Source organism: Brucella sp. 22210 (assembly GCF_052045675.1).
Classification (GTDB): Bacteria; Pseudomonadota; Alphaproteobacteria; order Rhizobiales; family Rhizobiaceae; genus Brucella.
Genome location: NZ_JBQEPD010000004.1, coordinates 201,424 through 219,618, shown reverse-complemented (window position 1 = coordinate 219,618; position 18,195 = coordinate 201,424). Strand labels below are relative to the sequence as shown.

Here is an 18,195-nt window from a genome sequence, read left to right as displayed (position 1 = left end):
CAAGCCAGCTAGCAACAACGATCCGGATCGAAGGCTGAACCGACGCGAACTACCATGTCGGCGACAACAATATCGATCGAAACGCTACTAGTCGTTTCAACCCGTGCAAACATGGCCGGACTGGCCAGTCCCGCTGTTACTGGTGAAACAACACCAGATGCAAGCGCCTTACGACACCATCCATAAAGCTGCGAGGGATCCAGTCCTTCAGACCGTGCAACCGCCGAGACGTTGGCCCCGGGCTTTAACGACGCAGCCACAATCAGCGCTTTCTCGTCATCCGACCAGTCACGTGGCCGCCGTCGGCTTCGCACAGGTTCCGCCGTCAAAACCTCGGATGTCAGGGCCTGATTCACAGTGTCGCTAGTAGAATTCTCCGCATGATTCATGCAGAAAACCGCATATCACACCGACGAAAGATACGTTCTGGAGCAGGCAGGACCTCATCGACGCAGTATGGGGCCAGGGAGCTATCGTCGAGCCACGCACGGTCGACATTCATATCGGCCATATACGGCGTGCATTGGCGCGGCACGGTCCAAATTTGATCAGAACAGCCCAGGGTCGGGGCTACGCTCTCGATCGGTGGGCGGACCCATTACAGTAAGTTTCAATTCATGAGGCGCTGAAAAATCCGCGTCCAGAACTGAAAATTACGTTGATCATTTTCGAACCAGGCGTCGAGTGCAAAAAGCGCGGCAGCTGTCGGCGCTGTATCTGCGTAGATTCGCCTCGTGGCATCAACGATCAGACTGACTTCCGTGCCATGACGGATAGCGTCCTGCTGCAAAAGTTCCCGGGCAGCTTTTACATTCGAAATTTGCAACACAACCATTCCTCCTGCGTCCGGCGGAGGGGAAAATAGAATGGAGCCGGACGTTAGAGAGACCGCATAGCGGATTTTTAACAGCAGGCGCTGTATCGTCGTCCCTGGCATGTGTTGGTCAGATATGCATTGTCTTGTAACAGAATCAAATAGTTGTGACAACAATCGGTTAGAGGGTTTAGATGAAATTCAAGATATTTTCAGGAATGCAACAACAAAGGGGAATATGCGCTGGACATAAAGGCCGAGGCAGCTGCTATCTGGTAATTTTAGATCTGTTACGGCGGCATATAGGAGTAAAACCGTATGATCTTCGCAAAGGCTTTGTTGATCAGCGTCGTTAAATTTTGCAATTTAGGCCGACACACCGGATAGTTCGGCTTTCACTTCAAACCGACAGGTGCGCCCGTGCTGATGAAAGACCGTGTTGATCATTTGCCCCACGTAAAGCAGCGTGAGTTGCAGCGCGTGCTGGAAACAATATTCGAGGAATTCGAGGATGCGCTCAAGGAGGGCGCGGCGGAATTCAAGAAGCGGGGTCGCATCGTCAAGGTAATTCTGTTTGGATCCTATGCGCGCGGCACACAGGTGGATGAGCCGCATACTGGCAAAGGTTACCGCTCTGATTTTGATCTGCTGATTATCGTCAACAACCGGAAACTGGCGGACTTTGAGTTCTGGCGCAAAACCGAAGACCGGCTTATGCGCCTGCGAGATGTGCAGACACCGGTAAACTTCATCGTCCATTCGCTTCGCGAGGTGAACACGCGAATTAAGGAAGGACGATATTTCTTCACTGACATTCGCAAAGAAGGCATCGTCCTTTACGAACTCGATCCAGAGCCACTTGCACGGCCTGGGATTCTCAATGCGGAAGATGCCTATCGTATCGCGAAGGAATATTTTGACGACCGACTACCGCACGCGAGTGCCTTTATAAAATTTTCTCGTTATGGTATTGAACAGAGAGATTTGAGGGAAGCCGCTTTTTTACTACATCAGGCAATTGAACAGGCTTATTCAACTTTTCTCCTGGTAACCACAAATTACGCCCCAGCTTCGCATAATCTGAAATTCTTGCGACGTCTCGCCGAAGGAAAGCGAAGCGAATTGGCTAAGGCGTGGCCTCAGGATCAACAGCGCTACAAGGCTTGGTTCAATATCGTCAATGAAGCTTACGTCAAGGGTCGTTATTCACCTCACTTCGAGATCACAGAGGAAGCATTAAAATGGCTTTTAGCACGCGCGAATATCCTAATCGCTTTAATAGAAGAGCTTTGCACTCATCTGAACGCAATAGAACCCGAATAAAAAGCGCTCTATACATGGTTCTCTGACTATTTTTCAGGTTGGGTATTTTTCATTCTGTTCTGCCGTGAGAGGCTCAGACAAGTAAAAAAACATGAGTTGTTGAGCTTTGGCTCAATGAGATAAGTCGCGTCCCCGATTGATACGGCGTTGCTGACGTTCGCCCAAGATTTTCTCGCTTGCCTGCAGCCGTACGGTCTTCTGGAGGGTCTGTAACCGCTCACGACGTGCTTCAAATGCCGGACGCTGCATAGACGACGCATTCGTGATGAGGTTCTTCTCACCCTTCAAGATCGCATCGCGACCGAAACGGAGGTCGAGTGCCCGACTGACACACTTAAATTCCTCACGGATATCGGCATTAATTAATCGAGCCGCAATGTCGAGCTTGGCATCTTTTTTCTGCATTGCCATTGTCAGCTCACGCAATACCACTTCGGCTGCAGGTGACAAACCTGGAATGGCAATTCCCATACGCTGGCGCTCCCCGGTAATCGCTTTGGTCTCGTTGCTCAGAGCGGTCGCGTAAGATGCACCCAACGACCGAACACGGCTTTCTGCGTCCGGGACAGCCAAAAGGGCTTCCTTTCGTTCACGCCCAGATGCCAGAAACTTATCCATGATGCGGTCAGAACCACGCAATGCCCCATAGGCTGCGGGATCGTTAGCAACCGCCGCCGCGATGCGCTCAGCCGCAAAACCTTTGATAATCAAGGCTTCAATTTTGTCGACGGCACCTGCCGGATCACGCCAGATGTTGGAGGCTGTTTTAGCAAGGGCTGCGCGATTGTATTGGTAATGATTGGCTGTGAACGCCCTCTCCTTTGCCTCATCTTCTATTGGCGTTTTGAACTCCGTCACAGCTGACAGCATCGGCAACACGGCATTTGTTTTCGCGCCTGGCTCGATGCTGGCAGTTGTAACGACCTTCGCGCGGTCCCTTGTTTCGACAAAACGCTGTTCCTCGGCAAAACGGCGTACGATTGTAAAAAGATGCGTCAGTTTCTCGCGCCGATCTGAATTGAGATTCTCCGGCATGCGCTCGAGGATATTGCGTTCAACCACGGCATCAGCTTTGTCGGTAAAGGCCGACCAGCCAAAGCGCGCGGTCAACGCCTCATTGATCGCCTTCACTTGCTGGACCAACTGATGGTCCCCCGCAGCATGGGAAAAGGCCGTCTTATAGGCATCTGTTACACCGCGCTTGCACTCCGCTTCGACTTCGATAAGGCGGGCCATTGCCTGCTGCGAGGGTGCAGGGATCGACAGTGCCATATAGCCGCGACGTTGCTCTTCGCGCTTGCCAAAGCGTTCCGCCTGGCGACGGAATTCTGTCGCATGCGCACGCGCCAGCGGAACAAGTTCAGAAAGAGCGCCAAGCGCGGCCTTGCGTTCATCCCGAGCGACGCGACCGTCAAACAGAGAACCCGATCCCCGGATCGGGCCAAAACGTTCTGGTTTAGCGGCAATATCCTCAGCAAGGCTTCGCGGTTCTATTTGCCTGTTGGAGGCAAGTGCATTGAGCCTTGCCAGCGCACCATCTGGATCTCGATATATCTTCTCCAACACTTGTCGAAGAATGACCTCCCGCTCCTTCCAGCGATCTGAATGTAATTGCGCACGTCGGGCATCCTCTTCGAGGCTGCGGGCGAACTGGGTTATTGGGGGAAGAAGATGAGGTCCGTTGTTGCCTCGTTGCTCTGATGTTTCAGGTGGTCGTGCTGCAAGCTGCTGCGAACGTTGTTCGTTATAGGAAACGCTATTGTTGCGTTCGATCATGATATCGAGCGCCACACTGGCCCGTTCCCAAAGCTTTGCCACTTGTCCGCGCTTGTCATCAAGCCACGCCAGCTTTTGTCCGACCCGCTCTTCTATGCTCGCCATAACTCCGGCAAGCGTGTCGATACCTCGCCGACGGGCAAAGTCATGCGCATGCGCCCGATAACCAGCTTCATTCTCAAAATCGAGCGTCGTGGTTTTTGCGCCTGAACGGCCAAGACGTTCAACCAGTTGCCCAAACAATTCCGGCCTATGGTTTTCGCGCTCGATCCGCTCACTTCGTATAATAGCAGTTTCGAGCTGCTTTGCCGTCCAGACGTTTCGCTCGACTTCGCGTTCCTCAAAACTCTTCCGGCCGGTCTCCTTGTCTGTGACAGGGATTTTGACCTTGACGATTTCAACGCCGTCTTTTCGGAGAAGTGCGGTATCGCCTTTTGATACGCCTCCGTCAGCCAACGCCTTGGGCAAACTGACGCCCCAGAGCCGATGCACGGTTTCGTCATCTATCTTCACATCAGCATAGGGACTTTCATCCGTATCCTTATCCTGTGGCCGGAACTTTGCCATACCGGTCGCAATCAGTTCGCCGGCAACACCGGCTGCATGATCAACCCGCGATTTCCCGCCCCATTCCGCTTTTGTCTCAAAATCCTCCCGCGCCGCATAAAGATCGGCGCGGTCATGATGACGGGTCATGGACACATAGGTCAGATGCTGATCCATCATGCCGGTAGCAAGCACAAATGTCCGACCAACGGTCACGCCTTGCGATTTATGGATGGTCACAGCATAACCATGATCGATATTGCGATAGCTGTCCTCGCTGAGCACCACATCCCGGCCAGTGTCGAGACGGATCGATAACAGCGGACGCCCACCTTTGCCACCGGTCGAAACGACAGTACCGAGCATACCGTTTTTGACATATTGCGGACGAAGATGCTTTGCGCGCGTTTCGACAAAGCGGGCATTTTCTAGAAAGATGACCCGGTCGCCGCAGCCAAATTCTCGAACGCCGCGCTCTGTGCGAAACTCACGAGCGTTTGTCAGAGCACCCTCCCTGTGCATGACGATGCGCAGGGATTCGTTCAAGCGCCTTACATCTTTATTGGTATGAGCGAGCACCAGCATCTCGTCGCCGCGCAGCTTTCCATCTTTCCCTGCCGTCCGCGACTGTGCGATCGCCTCTCGGCGCCCATCGCTCCAGTCGGCAACAAGACGTTCTATAACCTCAGCGCGTCGCTCGGCTTCGATTATGTGCCCCTTTTGAGCATAGGCATCGAGCCCCCCTTCGACCTTGCCCCGCGCAAAAAGCCTGGAGGCATCGCGTGCCCAGGCTTCTCGTTGGCGGCGGACACCGGCAAGCTCGGCGAAACCAATCCGCTCCGTTATTGCCCGGAAGGCTGCACCGGCCTGGATCGGCTGAAGCTGCATCGCATCACCGACCAGAACGGCTTTTGCACCGGCATTCTCAACCGCCTTCAACACGCGTGCCATCTGCTCAGAAGACACCATGCCGGCTTCGTCCACTACGAAGATGTCTCCGCGTTTGAGAAGATCACGACCATTCTCCCAGCCAAGTTCCCAAGCGGCAAGGGTTCGCGATTTTATGCCAGAGCTATCCTCCAATCCTTCCGCAGCTTTACCGGATAAGGCTGCTCCGAAGACATCCCTGCGCTCATTTTCCCAGGCAATACGGGCAGTGGCAAGAAGCGTCGACTTGCCAGCGCCCGCAAGCCCGACCACGGCGGAGATGGCACTGTCGCCAGTAAGATGACGAATGGCGTCAATCTGCTCTAGATCAAGCTTAAAAGATTTGCCCGGATCCGCCGTTTCGAATTTTTGGATGCCCGCTTCAATCTTCGCAGCACCAATTCCAAAGCCCTTGCGCTTTGACAAAACCTCAGCTGACTGCGCCATGTCATATTCAATCCGCAGGATCTCGCGGGTGGTAAAAATTGCGGGCCCGTTTGCCTTGCCGGTTTGCTGATCCACCTGTTGCGGCTTCAACAGTACTAGATCGTCAGACGCCATCAGCCGTGAGCGAATATTGGCAAAATCGCCCGGATCATCAACATAACGATGCAATGTCCTGGCGATATCCTTCTCATCAAAGGTCGAACGCTCAATGCCGAGGCGTTTGAGAAGAAGTCCGGGGTCAGCAAGCAGTCGATCAGCCATTTCCTGCCGACGCGCAAGTTCGGCCGGCGCGAAATACATCTCCACGCCCTTGCGAGCCATTGCAGTCTTTGCTGGCCCAAGATGTTTCTGGGCAATTCCATCCAGACCCTGTTCAGCGTAAGAGCGCCCATCAAGGCGAATATCATGGCCAGCCAGAGCCAAGTAGCGGCTCGCCGTCTCTGCCCAAGCAACCTTCCACGCCTTCATCGTTTCTTTGTCGCCAGCCCAACACGTATAAACAATATCCCCGTTATGGCGGTTCGACTTTACCTCACGCAATGGTTTCCCGTCAGGTCGGAGAACCGGCACATATTTCGGACCGAAACCCGTTTCTGTCAGGGGTCTGAGCGCAGTCAGCAGGTGAATATGGGGATCACCATCCTTGTCGTGATAGACCCAGTCAGCAATCATACCCTTCACAGTCAGATTGTCCCGGACGAACTCCTGCACCAGGGCAATATTCTCCGCCCGCGTCAGTTCTTCTGGGAGCGCAATAATCAGCTCACGAGCAAGCTGTGCATCCACCCGCGTCTCAAATGCATCGACGGCGTTCCACAACACTTCGCTCGCACCCGCGGCGGTCTTGCCATCTATCGCCAACCGTAACCAACCCGGAACATCTTCCGGCAAAGCCAGCTCTTCATGGACCAGATCATCGTCGCCACCACGATAGTTGAATGAGATTCCGGTCTGTTCGTCTCTCATCCGGGTGCGATGCCGATAAGAAGCCGCGGAGATAATATTACGGCCCGCCCCTCTGCTGATCATCTGTGCTCTGACGAACATGATTGCCACGATTAACTCCTGACCTCACAAACGTGCCAACCAACCCAATCCTGCTGCTTGCCAAAAGTCAGCTCCCAACTCCGGGACGAAAATCAGGTTGGAATTTCGGTAGTGTCGATTTGGATAATTGCACAGACAAACGTTTTTTACTATCTTTTTTAGATTAGTTAAATTCGACCCTTATGTCTGGCTAGAATAAGCGTAGGGCGTAAATTGATCTAAATTTCGTATTTTCTCGTAACGATGGACAAATAGAGATGCTGATCGAACGTATAAAACAAGTTACAGTTAAACCGGCCGAACCGCTAAGGCAGGACTAGCGCAAATGAGGTCGCCGATGTGAAACTCAATCACAGTTTCGAAGAATTCGTGGCGCGGCTTCGTGAAAGCTGAAAAAAGCGATTGGGGAGAGCGACAACGGCAAAATAAAAAGCCACACAACTTTTAGAAAACGTCTCAAGGACGAGCTGCCAGAACACGACCGGTTCATGAACCCCTGAGGCAGTCGCAACCCCTTCCCCGTTGCTAATGCAATCACCTTATCTGCGCCAACGAAAAAGTTGGGGCGCGACAATCGAAACGATTCAACAGTTGAGGTCCACACTGGACGATTGACTCTCCTTCTCAGTTGCCTCAAAAATAAGAACAAATAGTGAACACTTGGAGATGATGATGCGCACAACTGGCAAACTCGATTATCTGGAAATGCCCGCCGCCAATGGCTCACTCGACGCGACAAAAAGCTTTTATGCACGGGCATTCGGCTGGTCGTTCACCGATTACGGTCCCACTTATTCGGCCTATTCCGAGGGGCTGGACGGCGGCTTTGACGCCGACCCGCAAGCGACATCGAAGCCGCTACCCGTGCTTTATGCGCTGAGGCTCGAAACCGCGCTTCAAGCCGTGACCGAAGCTGGCGGCACCATCGTCAAGCCGATCTTTGCATTTCCGGGCGGACGCCGCTTTCATTTCACTGATCCGGCGGGTAATGAACTCGCAGTATGGAGTGAAAATTAGAGCAGCCCATGTCCACATCCTTGTCAGCCCTCGAAGCCGCAGCGCGATACTTATCCCAGGCCGACAAGGATCGGTTCTTCCGGATCAAACGTGAAATGGAAGCGGCAGGCGCTTCCAAAAAGAGTATCGAAGACCGCCTTCACGCCTTCATCTGGGAAGTCATCGAATCCGATGACGACGATGAAGACGTGGAAGAAGAATAGACGTCAGGTCTGAAGCACATCCCGAAAAATACGAAGCGTGATCAGCTCGCTTCACGCAGGCGTTCCGCCGTTTGGAGATCGACCGAAACAAGCTGGCTGACACCCTGCTCGCCCATGGTGACGCCGAACAGACGATTCATACGCGCCATGGTGATCGGATTATGCGTGATGACCACGAAACGAGTTTCGGTTGAAGCCGCCATCTCGTCCATCAGATTGCAATAGCGCTCAACATTGTGGTCGTCGAGTGGCGCGTCCACTTCGTCCAGCACGCAGATCGGCGCGGGATTGGTGAGAAACACCGCAAAGATCAGCGCCATGGCAGTCAGCGCCTGCTCGCCGCCTGAAAGCAGCGTCATGGTCTGTGGCTTTTTCCCGGGTGGACGGGCGAGAATTTCAAGCCCGGCTTCCAGCGGATCGTCGCTTTCAATCAGTTGTAGTTCCGCCGTGCCGCCGCCGAACAGATGCGTGAACAGGCGCTGGAACTGCACATTCACCACCTCGAAGGCAGCCAGCAGACGCTCGCGTCCTTCGCGGTTCAGGCTCTGGATCGCCTGGCGCAATTTCTTGATCGCCTCGATGACATCCTCGCGCTCGGATACGATCGCGTCGAGACGGTCCGAAAGCTCCTGGCTTTCCTCTTCCGCGCGCAGGTTCACCGCGCCAAGCCGCTCGCGCTCGATCTTGAGCCGCTCCAGCTGGCGTTCCAGCTGATCGGGGTCGGGAATAGCATCATCGGCCTTCAGCCCGGTATGGCGGATCGCTTCATGCGGCGCACAGTTGAGCGCCTCAACGATACGGACTTCCGCGTCCTTGCGCCGCTCTTCGGCTGCGGCAAGACGTTCTTCGGCGCGGGCACGCTGCTCGCGACTTGATGCCAGATGCTGAATGGCAAGCGTCGCAGCCTTGTCGAGTTCGGCCTGCGCGGTCTCAGCCGCAGCCAGAATATCAGCGGCTTCTTTACGACGATCATGGGCCAGCGAAAGCTCGTTCAACAGCGCCCGGCGGCGCGCCTCGATCTCGTCCGGCGCTTCGGCCAGACCTTCCGCCTCGTCTGCCGTCTCAGCGCGGCGGTCGTTCAGCGACGCAATCTGCCGGTCGGCATTTTCCGCGCGCGAAATCCAGTTGCGTCGCTCCAGCGCAATCATGTCCAGACGGCGCAACCGCGCTTCGGCTTCGCGACGCAGCCCTTCATAAGCGGCGCGCGCTTCGGCCAGAGCCGTGCGGTCGGATAGAACTTCGCTTGTCAGCGCCGCAAGGCGTTGGGCAATGGCGTCCAGATGCGGCATCTCACCGAGCCGGTCTTCCGCTTCCGCAACACGAATCTGCGCTTCTTCCAGATTTTCTTCCAGCCGCGCCTTGGATTCATCCAAAGCCGAACGACGGGTTGCAAGCTGCCCTGCCGCACGCTCGGCGACCGCCAGCGCTTCACGCGCCTCGTCTAGCTTGCGCTGGTTGGTGCGCCACTGGTCGCGAGCGACACGCTCATGCTCGACAGCTTCACGTACCGAAGCTTCGGCGCGATGCACAGCCTTTTCGGCCTCCTCGACATGTTTGCGGGCGGCGACCGATTCCTGCTCCAGCTCGCTCAACCGGTTTTTCTGGGCCAGACGTTGAGCAGCCGGTGTCGGCGCATCGGCGCTTGCCGTATAGCCATCCCAGCGCCACAGCGCACCGGCCTTGCTCACCAGTCGCTGACCGGGACGCAAGAGCGCCTGTAAGCGCTGACCGTCGCTGTCCGACACGACACCAACCTGCGCCAGCCTGCGACGCAGCTGCTGCGGCCCATCGACCAGCCGGTCGAGCGGCGTCGCGCCCTGCGGCAAGACCGGATCAGCTTCCGGCGCCGGATTATAAGCCCAGTAGACGGGCGCATGCTCGTCGCTTGCCGCGTCGAGGTCTTCACCAAGCGCCGCGCCAAGTGCGACTTCATAGCCCTTCTCGACACGCAGCTCTTCCACCACAGGCGGAAACTGGCCGGTCTCGCCAGCATTAAGGATACGCGCCAGTGTCTGTGCTTCGGTCTCGATGCGGTTCAGTTCGGTGCGCGCTTCGTTCAGTGGCTGACGGCTCGCCGCTTCCACTTCGCGTGCGCCTGCGACCAGTTCTTCTGCCGCAACAACCGCTTTTTCAGCCGCAGCAAGCGCATCCGCACAGGCATCAACCACGATGCGCTTTTCAGCCGGGTCGAACAGACCGCCGATCTGCTGGACAACAGCGGCAATATCGCGCTCGATGGCGTCCATCTGCGCGGCAAGCCGGTCGCGGCGATCCTGCGTTTCCTTCAAAGCGCGTTCGATCTGCGCCCGTTCGGCGGTCGCTTCCGCCCGTTCGGCGGTCACCCGCGCCAGCGCGCCTTCGCTATCGGTCAGGCGAATTTCCGCCTCTTCGAACAGCGCACGCAATTCCTCGTCGCGCTCGCCCGATGCTTCGTTGGAAGCGACCAGTTCCTGCTCTTCTTCCTCCAGTTTCGCCAGAATATCGGCGTTCTCGCGCACCATCTGCTCTTCGCGAGCAATGTCGGCAGTCAGCTGTTCCAGCCGCTTCATCAACTCGGCGCGGCGGGCGCGAATGCGTCCGTCCTCTTCGTCCAGCTGGGTGCGGGCAATTGAAAGGCGCTGCAAGGCGGCAGCGGCCTTGGCTTCGGCCTCGCGCAGTTCCGGCAGCTTATGCGCGCCAATCGCCTGATCGCGGGCCGCGTTCATCTGCGCCTGCGCCATATCGCCGACAGTCGCGGTCGCAGCCGACAAGGCGCTTTGCGCCTCGCCTTCCTGCACCTTGGCCTGGCTCCAGCGCAGATGCAGCAAGGCGGCTTCCGCACGGCGGATATCGGCGGACAGCGCCTTGAAACGGTTGGCCTGACGCGCCTGACGCTTCAGGCTTTCGATCTGGCTACCCAACTCGCCGACCACATCGTCAAGACGATCTAGATTGCCCTCGGCAGCACGCAGGCGTAGTTCCGCTTCGTGGCGGCGCGTATGAAGGCCGGAAATACCGGCAGCTTCTTCCAGAAGCGCGCGGCGCGCCTGCGGCTTGGCCTGAATGAGTTCGCCGATGCGCCCCTGCCCGACCATGGACGGCGAACGCGCGCCGGTCGATTGATCCGCAAAGAGCAACTGCACATCCTTGGCGCGAGCTTCCTTACCATTGATGCGATAGACGGAGCCTGCCTCGCGCTCGATACGGCGCGACACCTGCAACTCATCGGCGTCATTATAGCTCGCGGGAGCCGTGCGGTCGGAATTGTCGAGGAAAAGCGTCACTTCCGCCGTATTGCGCGCCGGGCGCGTGGCAGAACCGGAGAAAATGACATCGTCCATGCCGGAAGCGCGCATGTTCTTGTATGAGTTTTCACCCATCACCCAGCGCAAGGCTTCCACCAGATTGGATTTGCCGCAGCCATTCGGCCCGACAACGCCGGTCAGCCCGCCTTCGATGACGAACTCCATGGGTTCGACGAAGGACTTGAAACCGACCAAGCGCAGTTTGGAGAAGCGCATCAGCAAGCTCCTCCAGTTTTATCGCCCATTCCAGAAACGACAAAAGCGGACGCAATGATGCGTCCGCTTTTCATCCGGGAAAACGGGTCAGAGAATCTTGTCGATGATTGCCGACATTTCGTCAACCGAAAGGGCTCCAGCGTATTTTTGGCCGTTGATGAAGAAGGTTGGCGTCGCATTGACTCCATAATCCTTCGATCCACGTTCCATCGTGGCTCTCACATCATCGAGAACTTGCTGGTTCGTCAAGCAAGCCTTGAAGGACTCCTGTGTAAAACCGGCAAGTTTTGCGATTTGTAGCAGGGCAGCTTCACCATCTTCGGCGGTTGCCCACTGTTGCTGCTGCTTGAAGAACACGTCGACCATCGGGAAATAGCGATCTTCCGGAGCGCAGCGCGCCAACATGAACGCAGCGGTTGCGCGCGGATCGAACGGGAATTCGCGGAAGATGAGCCGCGCCTTGCCTGTATCGATATATTTTTCCTTGATCTTCGGGAAAGTATTGATCGTGAATTCGGCGCAATGCGGGCAGGTCAGCGATGCATATTCGACGATCGTCACCGGTGCATCGGCCTTGCCGTAGACCATATCCTTGAGCTTGCCCGGCTCGGCGATCTTCGCCGCATCGACAGTGCCTTCCGGGGCACGGTCCTGCGCCAGAGCACCCGTTGCAGAAGCTCCTGCAAAAGCCAGTCCGGCAGCAGCCGATCCAGCGAGAGAAATGACGTGTCTGCGATTAAGTACGGCAGGCATCCGAATCATCCAGTCCTGTTTCATTTGGTTGTTCGATATATAATTTAAGGCGGCCGAGAAATATTCGCCAGACCCGCATCGTTCACATGAAAGTCAGAAGAGCGCCGATATTGTTTCCATATTCAGAACGACTAGCCCGGTTCTTGCTTCGACTCGCTGCAAACTGCCCAAGGCTTGCATCAAATTTATGGCGGCTTGTATCGCAATTAAGAGTTTTTGCAATTGTGGGAGTTTCTTAGAGCCTGTTCCAAAAGTCGCCCTGTGTGGCTGCAAATGGCAATTTTCTCCATTCCGGTGCTCACGTGCCTTAAGTACGTTCCGCTCCGGTACTCGAAAATCACCATTTTCGCACACACATACCGCTTTTTGATTCAGTCTCTTAATCCGTCTTTTTGCCAGAGCTGCGCTTTTCCGCCAGAATATTCTTACCGAGCCGTGCAAGTGCTGCCCGCAAGGCATCATCCTCAATTCCGTCCGTTGCCTTGTCGATCCGGCGCTCTTCCGAAGGGGCCAGCGGAGCAAGCCGCTTGGCCCGGCGCTTGGCCGGTATAGCGGGCGGCTTTTGCTCGATGCGGATGCGCCCGATGGCCGAAAAGCCAAGAAAGCCATTGACGCGACTGATGATTTCGCCGGTCTCGTGCTGGATCTGTAAGACGGCAAAACCTTCGCAAGCGATGATCAAGGTCGCAGGTTTGAATGGGTCATCTTCATGCAGGCGACGCGGCCAGAGAATACGCAACGGGCGCGATGTGGCGCCAATGGCCGGGCCGACGATATCTTCCCAGGATTGCAGGAGCGAGAGATTGATGCCCGCACGTTTCTGGAGCATCGGGTCCATCAGACCCGAGGTCATATCTGCCAGCGGTCGAAATCCGCGTTTTGATTTTGGCTCGCTCATCGCGCTCCATTATAGCCGCGAAACCACTCCACAAACAAAGGAATACCTTCATCGAGCGTCGTTTTGGGGCTGAAACCCAGATCGCGGGCGGCCAGCGTGATATCCGCATAGGTGCGCGGAACGTCTGCGGCAGGCATCGGTTCAAGCTTACGGATCGCTTCCCTACCCGTCGCCTTCTCGATTGCCGCAATGAAATCATTGAGCATGACCGGGCGGTTGTTGCCGAGATTATAGACCGGCGCGGTTTCCTCCGGCTTTTCCAGAATGCGTTTCACGGCGCCGACAACGCCGCTGACGATATCCTCCACGAACGTAAAATCGCGCTGCATCTCGCCATTGTTGAAAACGCGGATGGGCTCCCCTTTCAGGATCGCCGAAGTGAAAAGCCATGGCGCCATATCCGGTCGTCCAAAGGGGCCGTAAACCGTGAAAAAGCGCAAGCCCGTCGAATGCAGCTTGTGTACATGGCTGTAGGAAAAAGCCAGCAATTCGCCCGAGCGCTTCGTCGCGGCATAGACCGATACCGGATGATTGACCGGATCGCTTTCCGAAAAAGGAATTTTCTCGTTTGCGCCATAAACCGACGACGAGCTGGCATAGACCACGGGCGGGCGCTTTTCGAGCTTCAGCGCGGTCTCGAAAATATTGACCTGCCCCATGACATTGGCCGAAACATAGGCAGCCGGGTTTTCGATGGAATAACGAACGCCCGCCTGCGCGGCGAGATGCACGATCACATCGGCATCCCTATCCGCGCCAATGGCACTCTTGATCGCTTCCGCATCCGCAATATCGGCTTTGGCAAAACGAAAGCCGTCGCGCGCGTGGAGCTTGGCGAGCCGCGTTTCCTTCAGCTCGACCTGATAGTAGTCGTTGACATTATCGATGCCGACAACCAGCCAGCCTTCGTCCAACAGGCGTTGTGCCGTGTGGTATCCGATGAAACCGGCGGCCCCCGTTACTATCGCTTTCATGCAATCGACTTCTTTCCGAATACGCACATTTCAAGTCCGGCGCGCCGTGCGGCCATGACCCGACGGGACGCGGCTGCATTCAGCGCCGCAAGGAAGAACATGGTCGACGAAATCGTGACTTCATGCAGCAACGGATTGTGCAGCATGCCATAACTGCCGCTGACCACCGCGAAATAAATCAGGGCTCTGCGCATTGCCCAGCTATCTGCGGTTCGCCACAGATAGACGAAAATGGACAGGAAGGCACCGGTCATGAAGATCAGGCCGATGATACCGTCATTCAGCAATTCGTCGAGAACAGTATTGTGCACATGGCGGAACCCGGCCAGCATCGGAGCCTGTTCGCCCGCTTCCGTCCGCACCTCATTCATTTTGGAATAGGAACCGACGCCCGCTATCGGATGCTGCACGATGATCTTGCTGGCGCTTTTCCACAGCACCTCACGAATATCGGCAGAAATCTTGTCTTCCCACTGCTTGCTGTCACCGGTGTCGTAATACTCGATCATGCCCGAAAAGCGCTTCGAAATGATGTCGCCAACAGGACCGACGACAACCAGCGCCGCCAAAGCAACGCCCAGCGCGGCGTAAACACTCCCCTGCTGGCGGATGCTGAAACGCTTCAGAAAGAAAATGATTTCAATCGCAGCAAAGATAGGCAGAACCACGATCACGGCCCGGGTTTCGGAGGTCAAAACCGCCGCCAGACCAAGCACGAGCCAGTGCGGCCCGTTCGGGAGATAGCGCGATGCCTGGCGCAAAGGTATCGCTGCCGAGATGGCCGAGACGCCCACAACAAAGGCAAAAACCGCCTGATTGCCGCCGATCCCGATACGTCCGCCAGCGGTGACCGCAAGATATAGCGCAGCAATAGTGGCGACGAGGACGCCGACACGCGCGCCAAGCACATAGGCGCGCAGCGGGTCGCGGATCAAAGCCATGCCGGAGCCTGCAAAGGCGAAAACCGCAATCAGCAGCGTATAGCCGATCTGACGGTTGTCGTTGAACGGTTCACCACGAAACAGGATCAGCCCAAGCGACCAGGCCGCATAAAGCAGAATGAAAATATAGAATTTCTTGCAATGGAGCCGCGCGACCGCATGGCGACCGCAAGCCATATAGATCCCGATGCAAGAAAAGACGAATAAAATCAAAGGACCGAGGCCGACCCGGATAGGCATCGCCGCCGAAGCCACGCCCAAAATCCAGGGATCTACCCTGCGGCGAACTAAAAAGGATTTTTTGAAATAACTCAATCGGTTGCCTCTCTGAGATTCCTCTTCGCAAGTGCATAAACGATTCGCCTGACATAATCGGCAGTCCTGAAAAAAAGCGTAGTTAGCCTTTTGTATGGCGGCAATCGCTTTTTAGCGTAAGCTGAACGGCCCTGTGCAATTGTCGATACAGCAACGTCGGAGAATTCCACCACCGGTTTGTCGGTAGTGAAAATCTCGTAATGGCCAGCCCATCCTCGTTCAAGTGCAACATCGTAAGGGACCCGCATGGGGCGTATCCCAGCCAGCAGTTTCGCAGCCCCTTCCCGTGTCACGATATAAGCCGCAGAGCTTCCCAGCGGTCCATGCAGACAACGCCCGATTGCGAATTCATCATCGACCTGACAGAACGGTCTAAACGCTGCTGTGCGATGATTGACCAGTTTGATCACGTCCCAGCCGCTGATTTTCGTAGCCTTATCAACGAATGTTACGAAAGCGGGCGTGAACAGGACATCGTCCTCAACTAGAACCGCAAAAGGCTCCAGTGCCGCAGCAATGACTTCAAGCGCTCGGATATGGCTGAAATAGCAGCCGATCTCGGCAGGCATTGCGATCTTGCCATGACAGCGGCGAAAACCGGCATCGTCGAAATTGCCCAGCTCGTCTGGCTGCAAAAGCTTGCCTTCCACAGCCTCGACGCGCCGCAGATCGAGCGAAAACGCGTCAGCGCTTTGTTGCAGGCGCTCCCATCGGTCTCGCGAACGCGCGAGATTGATGACATAAACCGGTACGGAATTAATCACTGATTCTCTTTCCACGGCAAAAGCGCGATGGGAGGATTTGTAACGCGCCAGACCCATTTGCCAAGTACTGACAATGTTTGGCTTTACACTATCGCTGTTTTTTCTATCAACTACAGTAAACGTGACATTTTTTGGAAAGCCGCTGCGACTTTGAATTCCACCGCCCGCCCGATCACTGCTTCGCCTCAAGCCAAAAGCGGTTCCACACGCAGCGGCCAGCTTTTGAGCTGGTATGATCGCCATCACCGTGTTCTGCCCTGGCGCGTGACGCCCTCAGAACAGACGCGCGGCATACGGCCCGATCCTTACCGGGTCTGGCTTTCGGAAATCATGCTTCAACAGACGACCGTTGAGGCCGTGAAATCCTATTTCACCGCTTTCGTCAAACGCTGGCCAAATGTGCACGCCATGGCGAATGCCAGCGAAGACGATATTCTGCGCGCATGGGCCGGGCTTGGTTACTATTCCCGCGCCCGCAACCTCAAGAAATGCGCCGATCTCGTTGCCACGCAATATGGCGGCGAATTTCCAGACAATGCCGCAGCATTGAAGGAACTGCCCGGCATCGGCGACTACACATCGGCAGCTATCGCCGCGATTGCCTTCGGCGAAAATGCCGCAGTGGTGGACGGCAATGTCGAGCGCGTCATTTCGCGGCTTTATGCCATCGACACGCCGCTGCCAGCTGCCAAGCCGCAAATCCGCGCCCTGATGGCCGAGATGACGCCATCAGACCGCCCCGGCGACTTTGCACAGGCGATGATGGATCTCGGCGCAACGATCTGCACACCGCGCAGACCCGCCTGCGCGATCTGCCCGGTCAACGATAATTGCATCGCACTCGCCACCCGCGACCCGGAGGAATTTCCGGTCAAGGCGCCCAAGGCGGAAAAGCCGATCCGCACTGGTGCGGCTTTCATTGCAATCAACGGAGATGGGGCGATTTTTCTGCAAAAGCGTGAGCGCCAAGGCCTGCTTGCGGGCATGTCGGAAGTGCCGGGCAGCCCGTGGACCGCGCGTATCGACGGCGACGCGACCATAAATGCGGCCCCCTTTCCGGCATCCTGGATTCCGGCGGGCAGCATTACCCATGTCTTCACCCATTTCGAATTGCGCCTCTCGGTCTACCGCGCCGAGAATGTGAGCGAGCGTTTGGCCGCAAATGGCTGGTGGTCAGCGCCGGACGAGCTCGCCGGAGAAGCTTTGCCCACCGTGATGAAGAAAGCCATTGCAGCGGCGGTGCCGGATGCCTTCAAGCAGACTGGCAAACCCAAAAGGACGAAAACGTGATCTCTCAAATCAAACATGTCGTTTTCGATATCGGCAAGGTTCTCATCCATTACGATCCGGAACTGGCCTATCTCGACATCATTCCCGACACCGAGCGGCGGCGCTGGTTTCTGGAAACGGTCTGCACAGGCCCGTGGAATGTCGAACAGGATCGCGGGCGTAGCTGGCAGGATGCCGAAGCGCTGTTGATCGACACCTACCCGGAATGGCGCGAGCAGATTCTGGCTTTCCGGCAAAACTGGTCGCGCATGGTGCCGCATGCCTATGATGAAAGTGTCGCCATTCTGCGCGGGCTGATCGCCTCGGGGAACGATGTCACCATGCTGACCAATTTCGCCTCAGACACCTTCCTCGAAGCGCAGGTCCGGTTTCCTTTTCTGACGGAAAGCCGGGGTGTCACCGTTTCGGGCGACGTGAAGATGCTGAAACCCGACCGGGAAATCTACGACGCGCATGTCGCGGCGTTCGACCTTGACCCGGCGGCAACGCTGTTCATCGATGACTCGCTGCATAATGTGGACGGCGCAAAATCTGCCGGCTGGCAGGCCGTTCATTTCACCGGTGCGCCGAAACTTGCCGCCGATCTGAAATCTCTGGGCCTCAGCTTTTAAAAAACGAAAGCGCCCGGAGCTTTCGCTCCGAGCGCCCCATGATCAGACT

14 protein-coding genes and 1 pseudogene are annotated in these 18,195 nt (G+C 56.2%); 6 read left to right on the top strand and 9 right to left on the bottom strand.

Going from position 1 to position 18,195, the window contains the following annotated elements; translation table 11 throughout:
- Positions 1–8: 8 nt before the first annotated feature.
- Positions 9–389: a transposase gene (locus ACTJKP_RS08100; RefSeq protein WP_440630262.1), complete on the bottom strand. Its 381-nt coding sequence runs from the start codon at positions 387–389 to the stop codon at positions 9–11.
- 38 nt (positions 390–427) lie between these two features.
- Between ACTJKP_RS08100 and ACTJKP_RS08095 the strand changes: the two are divergent.
- A pseudogene (locus ACTJKP_RS08095) lies at positions 428–607 on the top strand (winged helix-turn-helix domain-containing protein); the annotation flags it as partial.
- A gap of 3 nt (positions 608–610) precedes the next feature.
- On the opposite strand, the gene ACTJKP_RS08090 reads toward ACTJKP_RS08095, so the two are convergent.
- Complete coding sequence (locus ACTJKP_RS08090; protein ID WP_440630261.1) at positions 611–937, bottom strand: hypothetical protein; 327 nt, start codon at positions 935–937, stop codon at positions 611–613.
- Positions 938–1,240: 303 nt separating this feature from the next.
- Between ACTJKP_RS08090 and ACTJKP_RS08085 the strand changes: the two genes are divergently transcribed.
- Positions 1,241–2,137: a nucleotidyltransferase and HEPN domain-containing protein gene (locus ACTJKP_RS08085; RefSeq protein WP_440630323.1), complete on the top strand. Its 897-nt coding sequence runs from the start codon at positions 1,241–1,243 to the stop codon at positions 2,135–2,137.
- A gap of 111 nt (positions 2,138–2,248) precedes the next feature.
- On the opposite strand, the gene traA is transcribed toward ACTJKP_RS08085, so the two are convergent.
- A complete protein-coding gene (gene traA, locus ACTJKP_RS08080) occupies positions 2,249–6,889 on the bottom strand; it encodes a Ti-type conjugative transfer relaxase TraA (RefSeq protein ID WP_440630260.1) in 4,641 nt (1,546 codons plus the stop codon).
- 663 nt (positions 6,890–7,552) lie between these two features.
- Here traA and ACTJKP_RS08075 point away from each other — a divergent pair.
- On the top strand, positions 7,553–7,897 hold the full coding sequence (locus tag ACTJKP_RS08075) for a VOC family protein (RefSeq protein WP_121537399.1): 345 nt from the start codon (positions 7,553–7,555) through the stop codon (positions 7,895–7,897).
- Positions 7,898–7,905: 8 nt separating this feature from the next.
- On the top strand, positions 7,906–8,100 hold the full coding sequence (locus ACTJKP_RS08070) for a hypothetical protein (RefSeq protein ID WP_109368520.1): 195 nt from the start codon (positions 7,906–7,908) through the stop codon (positions 8,098–8,100).
- A gap of 41 nt (positions 8,101–8,141) precedes the next feature.
- Here the strand turns inward: ACTJKP_RS08070 and ACTJKP_RS08065 are convergent, their stop codons facing one another.
- From ACTJKP_RS08065 to ACTJKP_RS08040, 6 genes are all read right to left on the bottom strand, one after another.
- The gene (locus tag ACTJKP_RS08065; protein WP_440630259.1) at positions 8,142–11,600 is read right to left on the bottom strand and encodes a chromosome segregation SMC family protein; all 3,459 of its coding nucleotides are present in this window, start codon (positions 11,598–11,600) and stop codon (positions 8,142–8,144) included.
- A gap of 87 nt (positions 11,601–11,687) precedes the next feature.
- Positions 11,688–12,353, bottom strand: a complete 666-nt coding sequence (locus tag ACTJKP_RS08060) for a DsbA family protein (protein ID WP_440630258.1) — start codon at positions 12,351–12,353, stop codon at positions 11,688–11,690.
- A gap of 379 nt (positions 12,354–12,732) precedes the next feature.
- Positions 12,733–13,251 (bottom strand): DUF721 domain-containing protein, encoded by a 519-nt coding sequence (locus ACTJKP_RS08055; protein ID WP_440630257.1) that lies wholly within the window; start codon positions 13,249–13,251, stop codon positions 12,733–12,735.
- Entirely contained in the window at positions 13,248–14,225 is a 978-nt protein-coding gene (locus tag ACTJKP_RS08050) for an SDR family NAD(P)-dependent oxidoreductase (RefSeq protein WP_404574207.1), read from the bottom strand. The genes ACTJKP_RS08055 and ACTJKP_RS08050 overlap by 4 nt, the downstream gene beginning before the upstream one ends.
- On the bottom strand, positions 14,222–15,343 hold the full coding sequence (locus ACTJKP_RS08045; protein WP_244597156.1) for an O-antigen ligase family protein: 1,122 nt from the start codon (positions 15,341–15,343) through the stop codon (positions 14,222–14,224). The genes ACTJKP_RS08050 and ACTJKP_RS08045 overlap by 4 nt, the downstream gene beginning before the upstream one ends.
- A gap of 134 nt (positions 15,344–15,477) precedes the next feature.
- A complete protein-coding gene (locus tag ACTJKP_RS08040) occupies positions 15,478–16,488 on the bottom strand; it encodes a glycosyltransferase family 25 protein (RefSeq protein ID WP_440630256.1) in 1,011 nt (336 codons plus the stop codon).
- Between ACTJKP_RS08040 and mutY the strand changes: the two genes are divergently transcribed.
- Both mutY and ACTJKP_RS08030 read left to right on the top strand, forming a co-directional pair.
- Complete coding sequence (gene mutY / locus ACTJKP_RS08035; RefSeq protein ID WP_440630322.1) at positions 16,417–17,535, top strand: A/G-specific adenine glycosylase; 1,119 nt, start codon at positions 16,417–16,419, stop codon at positions 17,533–17,535. The two genes, ACTJKP_RS08040 and mutY, sit on opposite strands and share 72 nt — an antisense overlap.
- On the top strand, positions 17,532–18,146 hold the full coding sequence (locus ACTJKP_RS08030) for an HAD family hydrolase (RefSeq protein ID WP_440630255.1): 615 nt from the start codon (positions 17,532–17,534) through the stop codon (positions 18,144–18,146). Before mutY ends, ACTJKP_RS08030 begins: the two co-directional genes overlap by 4 nt.
- Positions 18,147–18,195 lie beyond the last annotated feature (49 nt).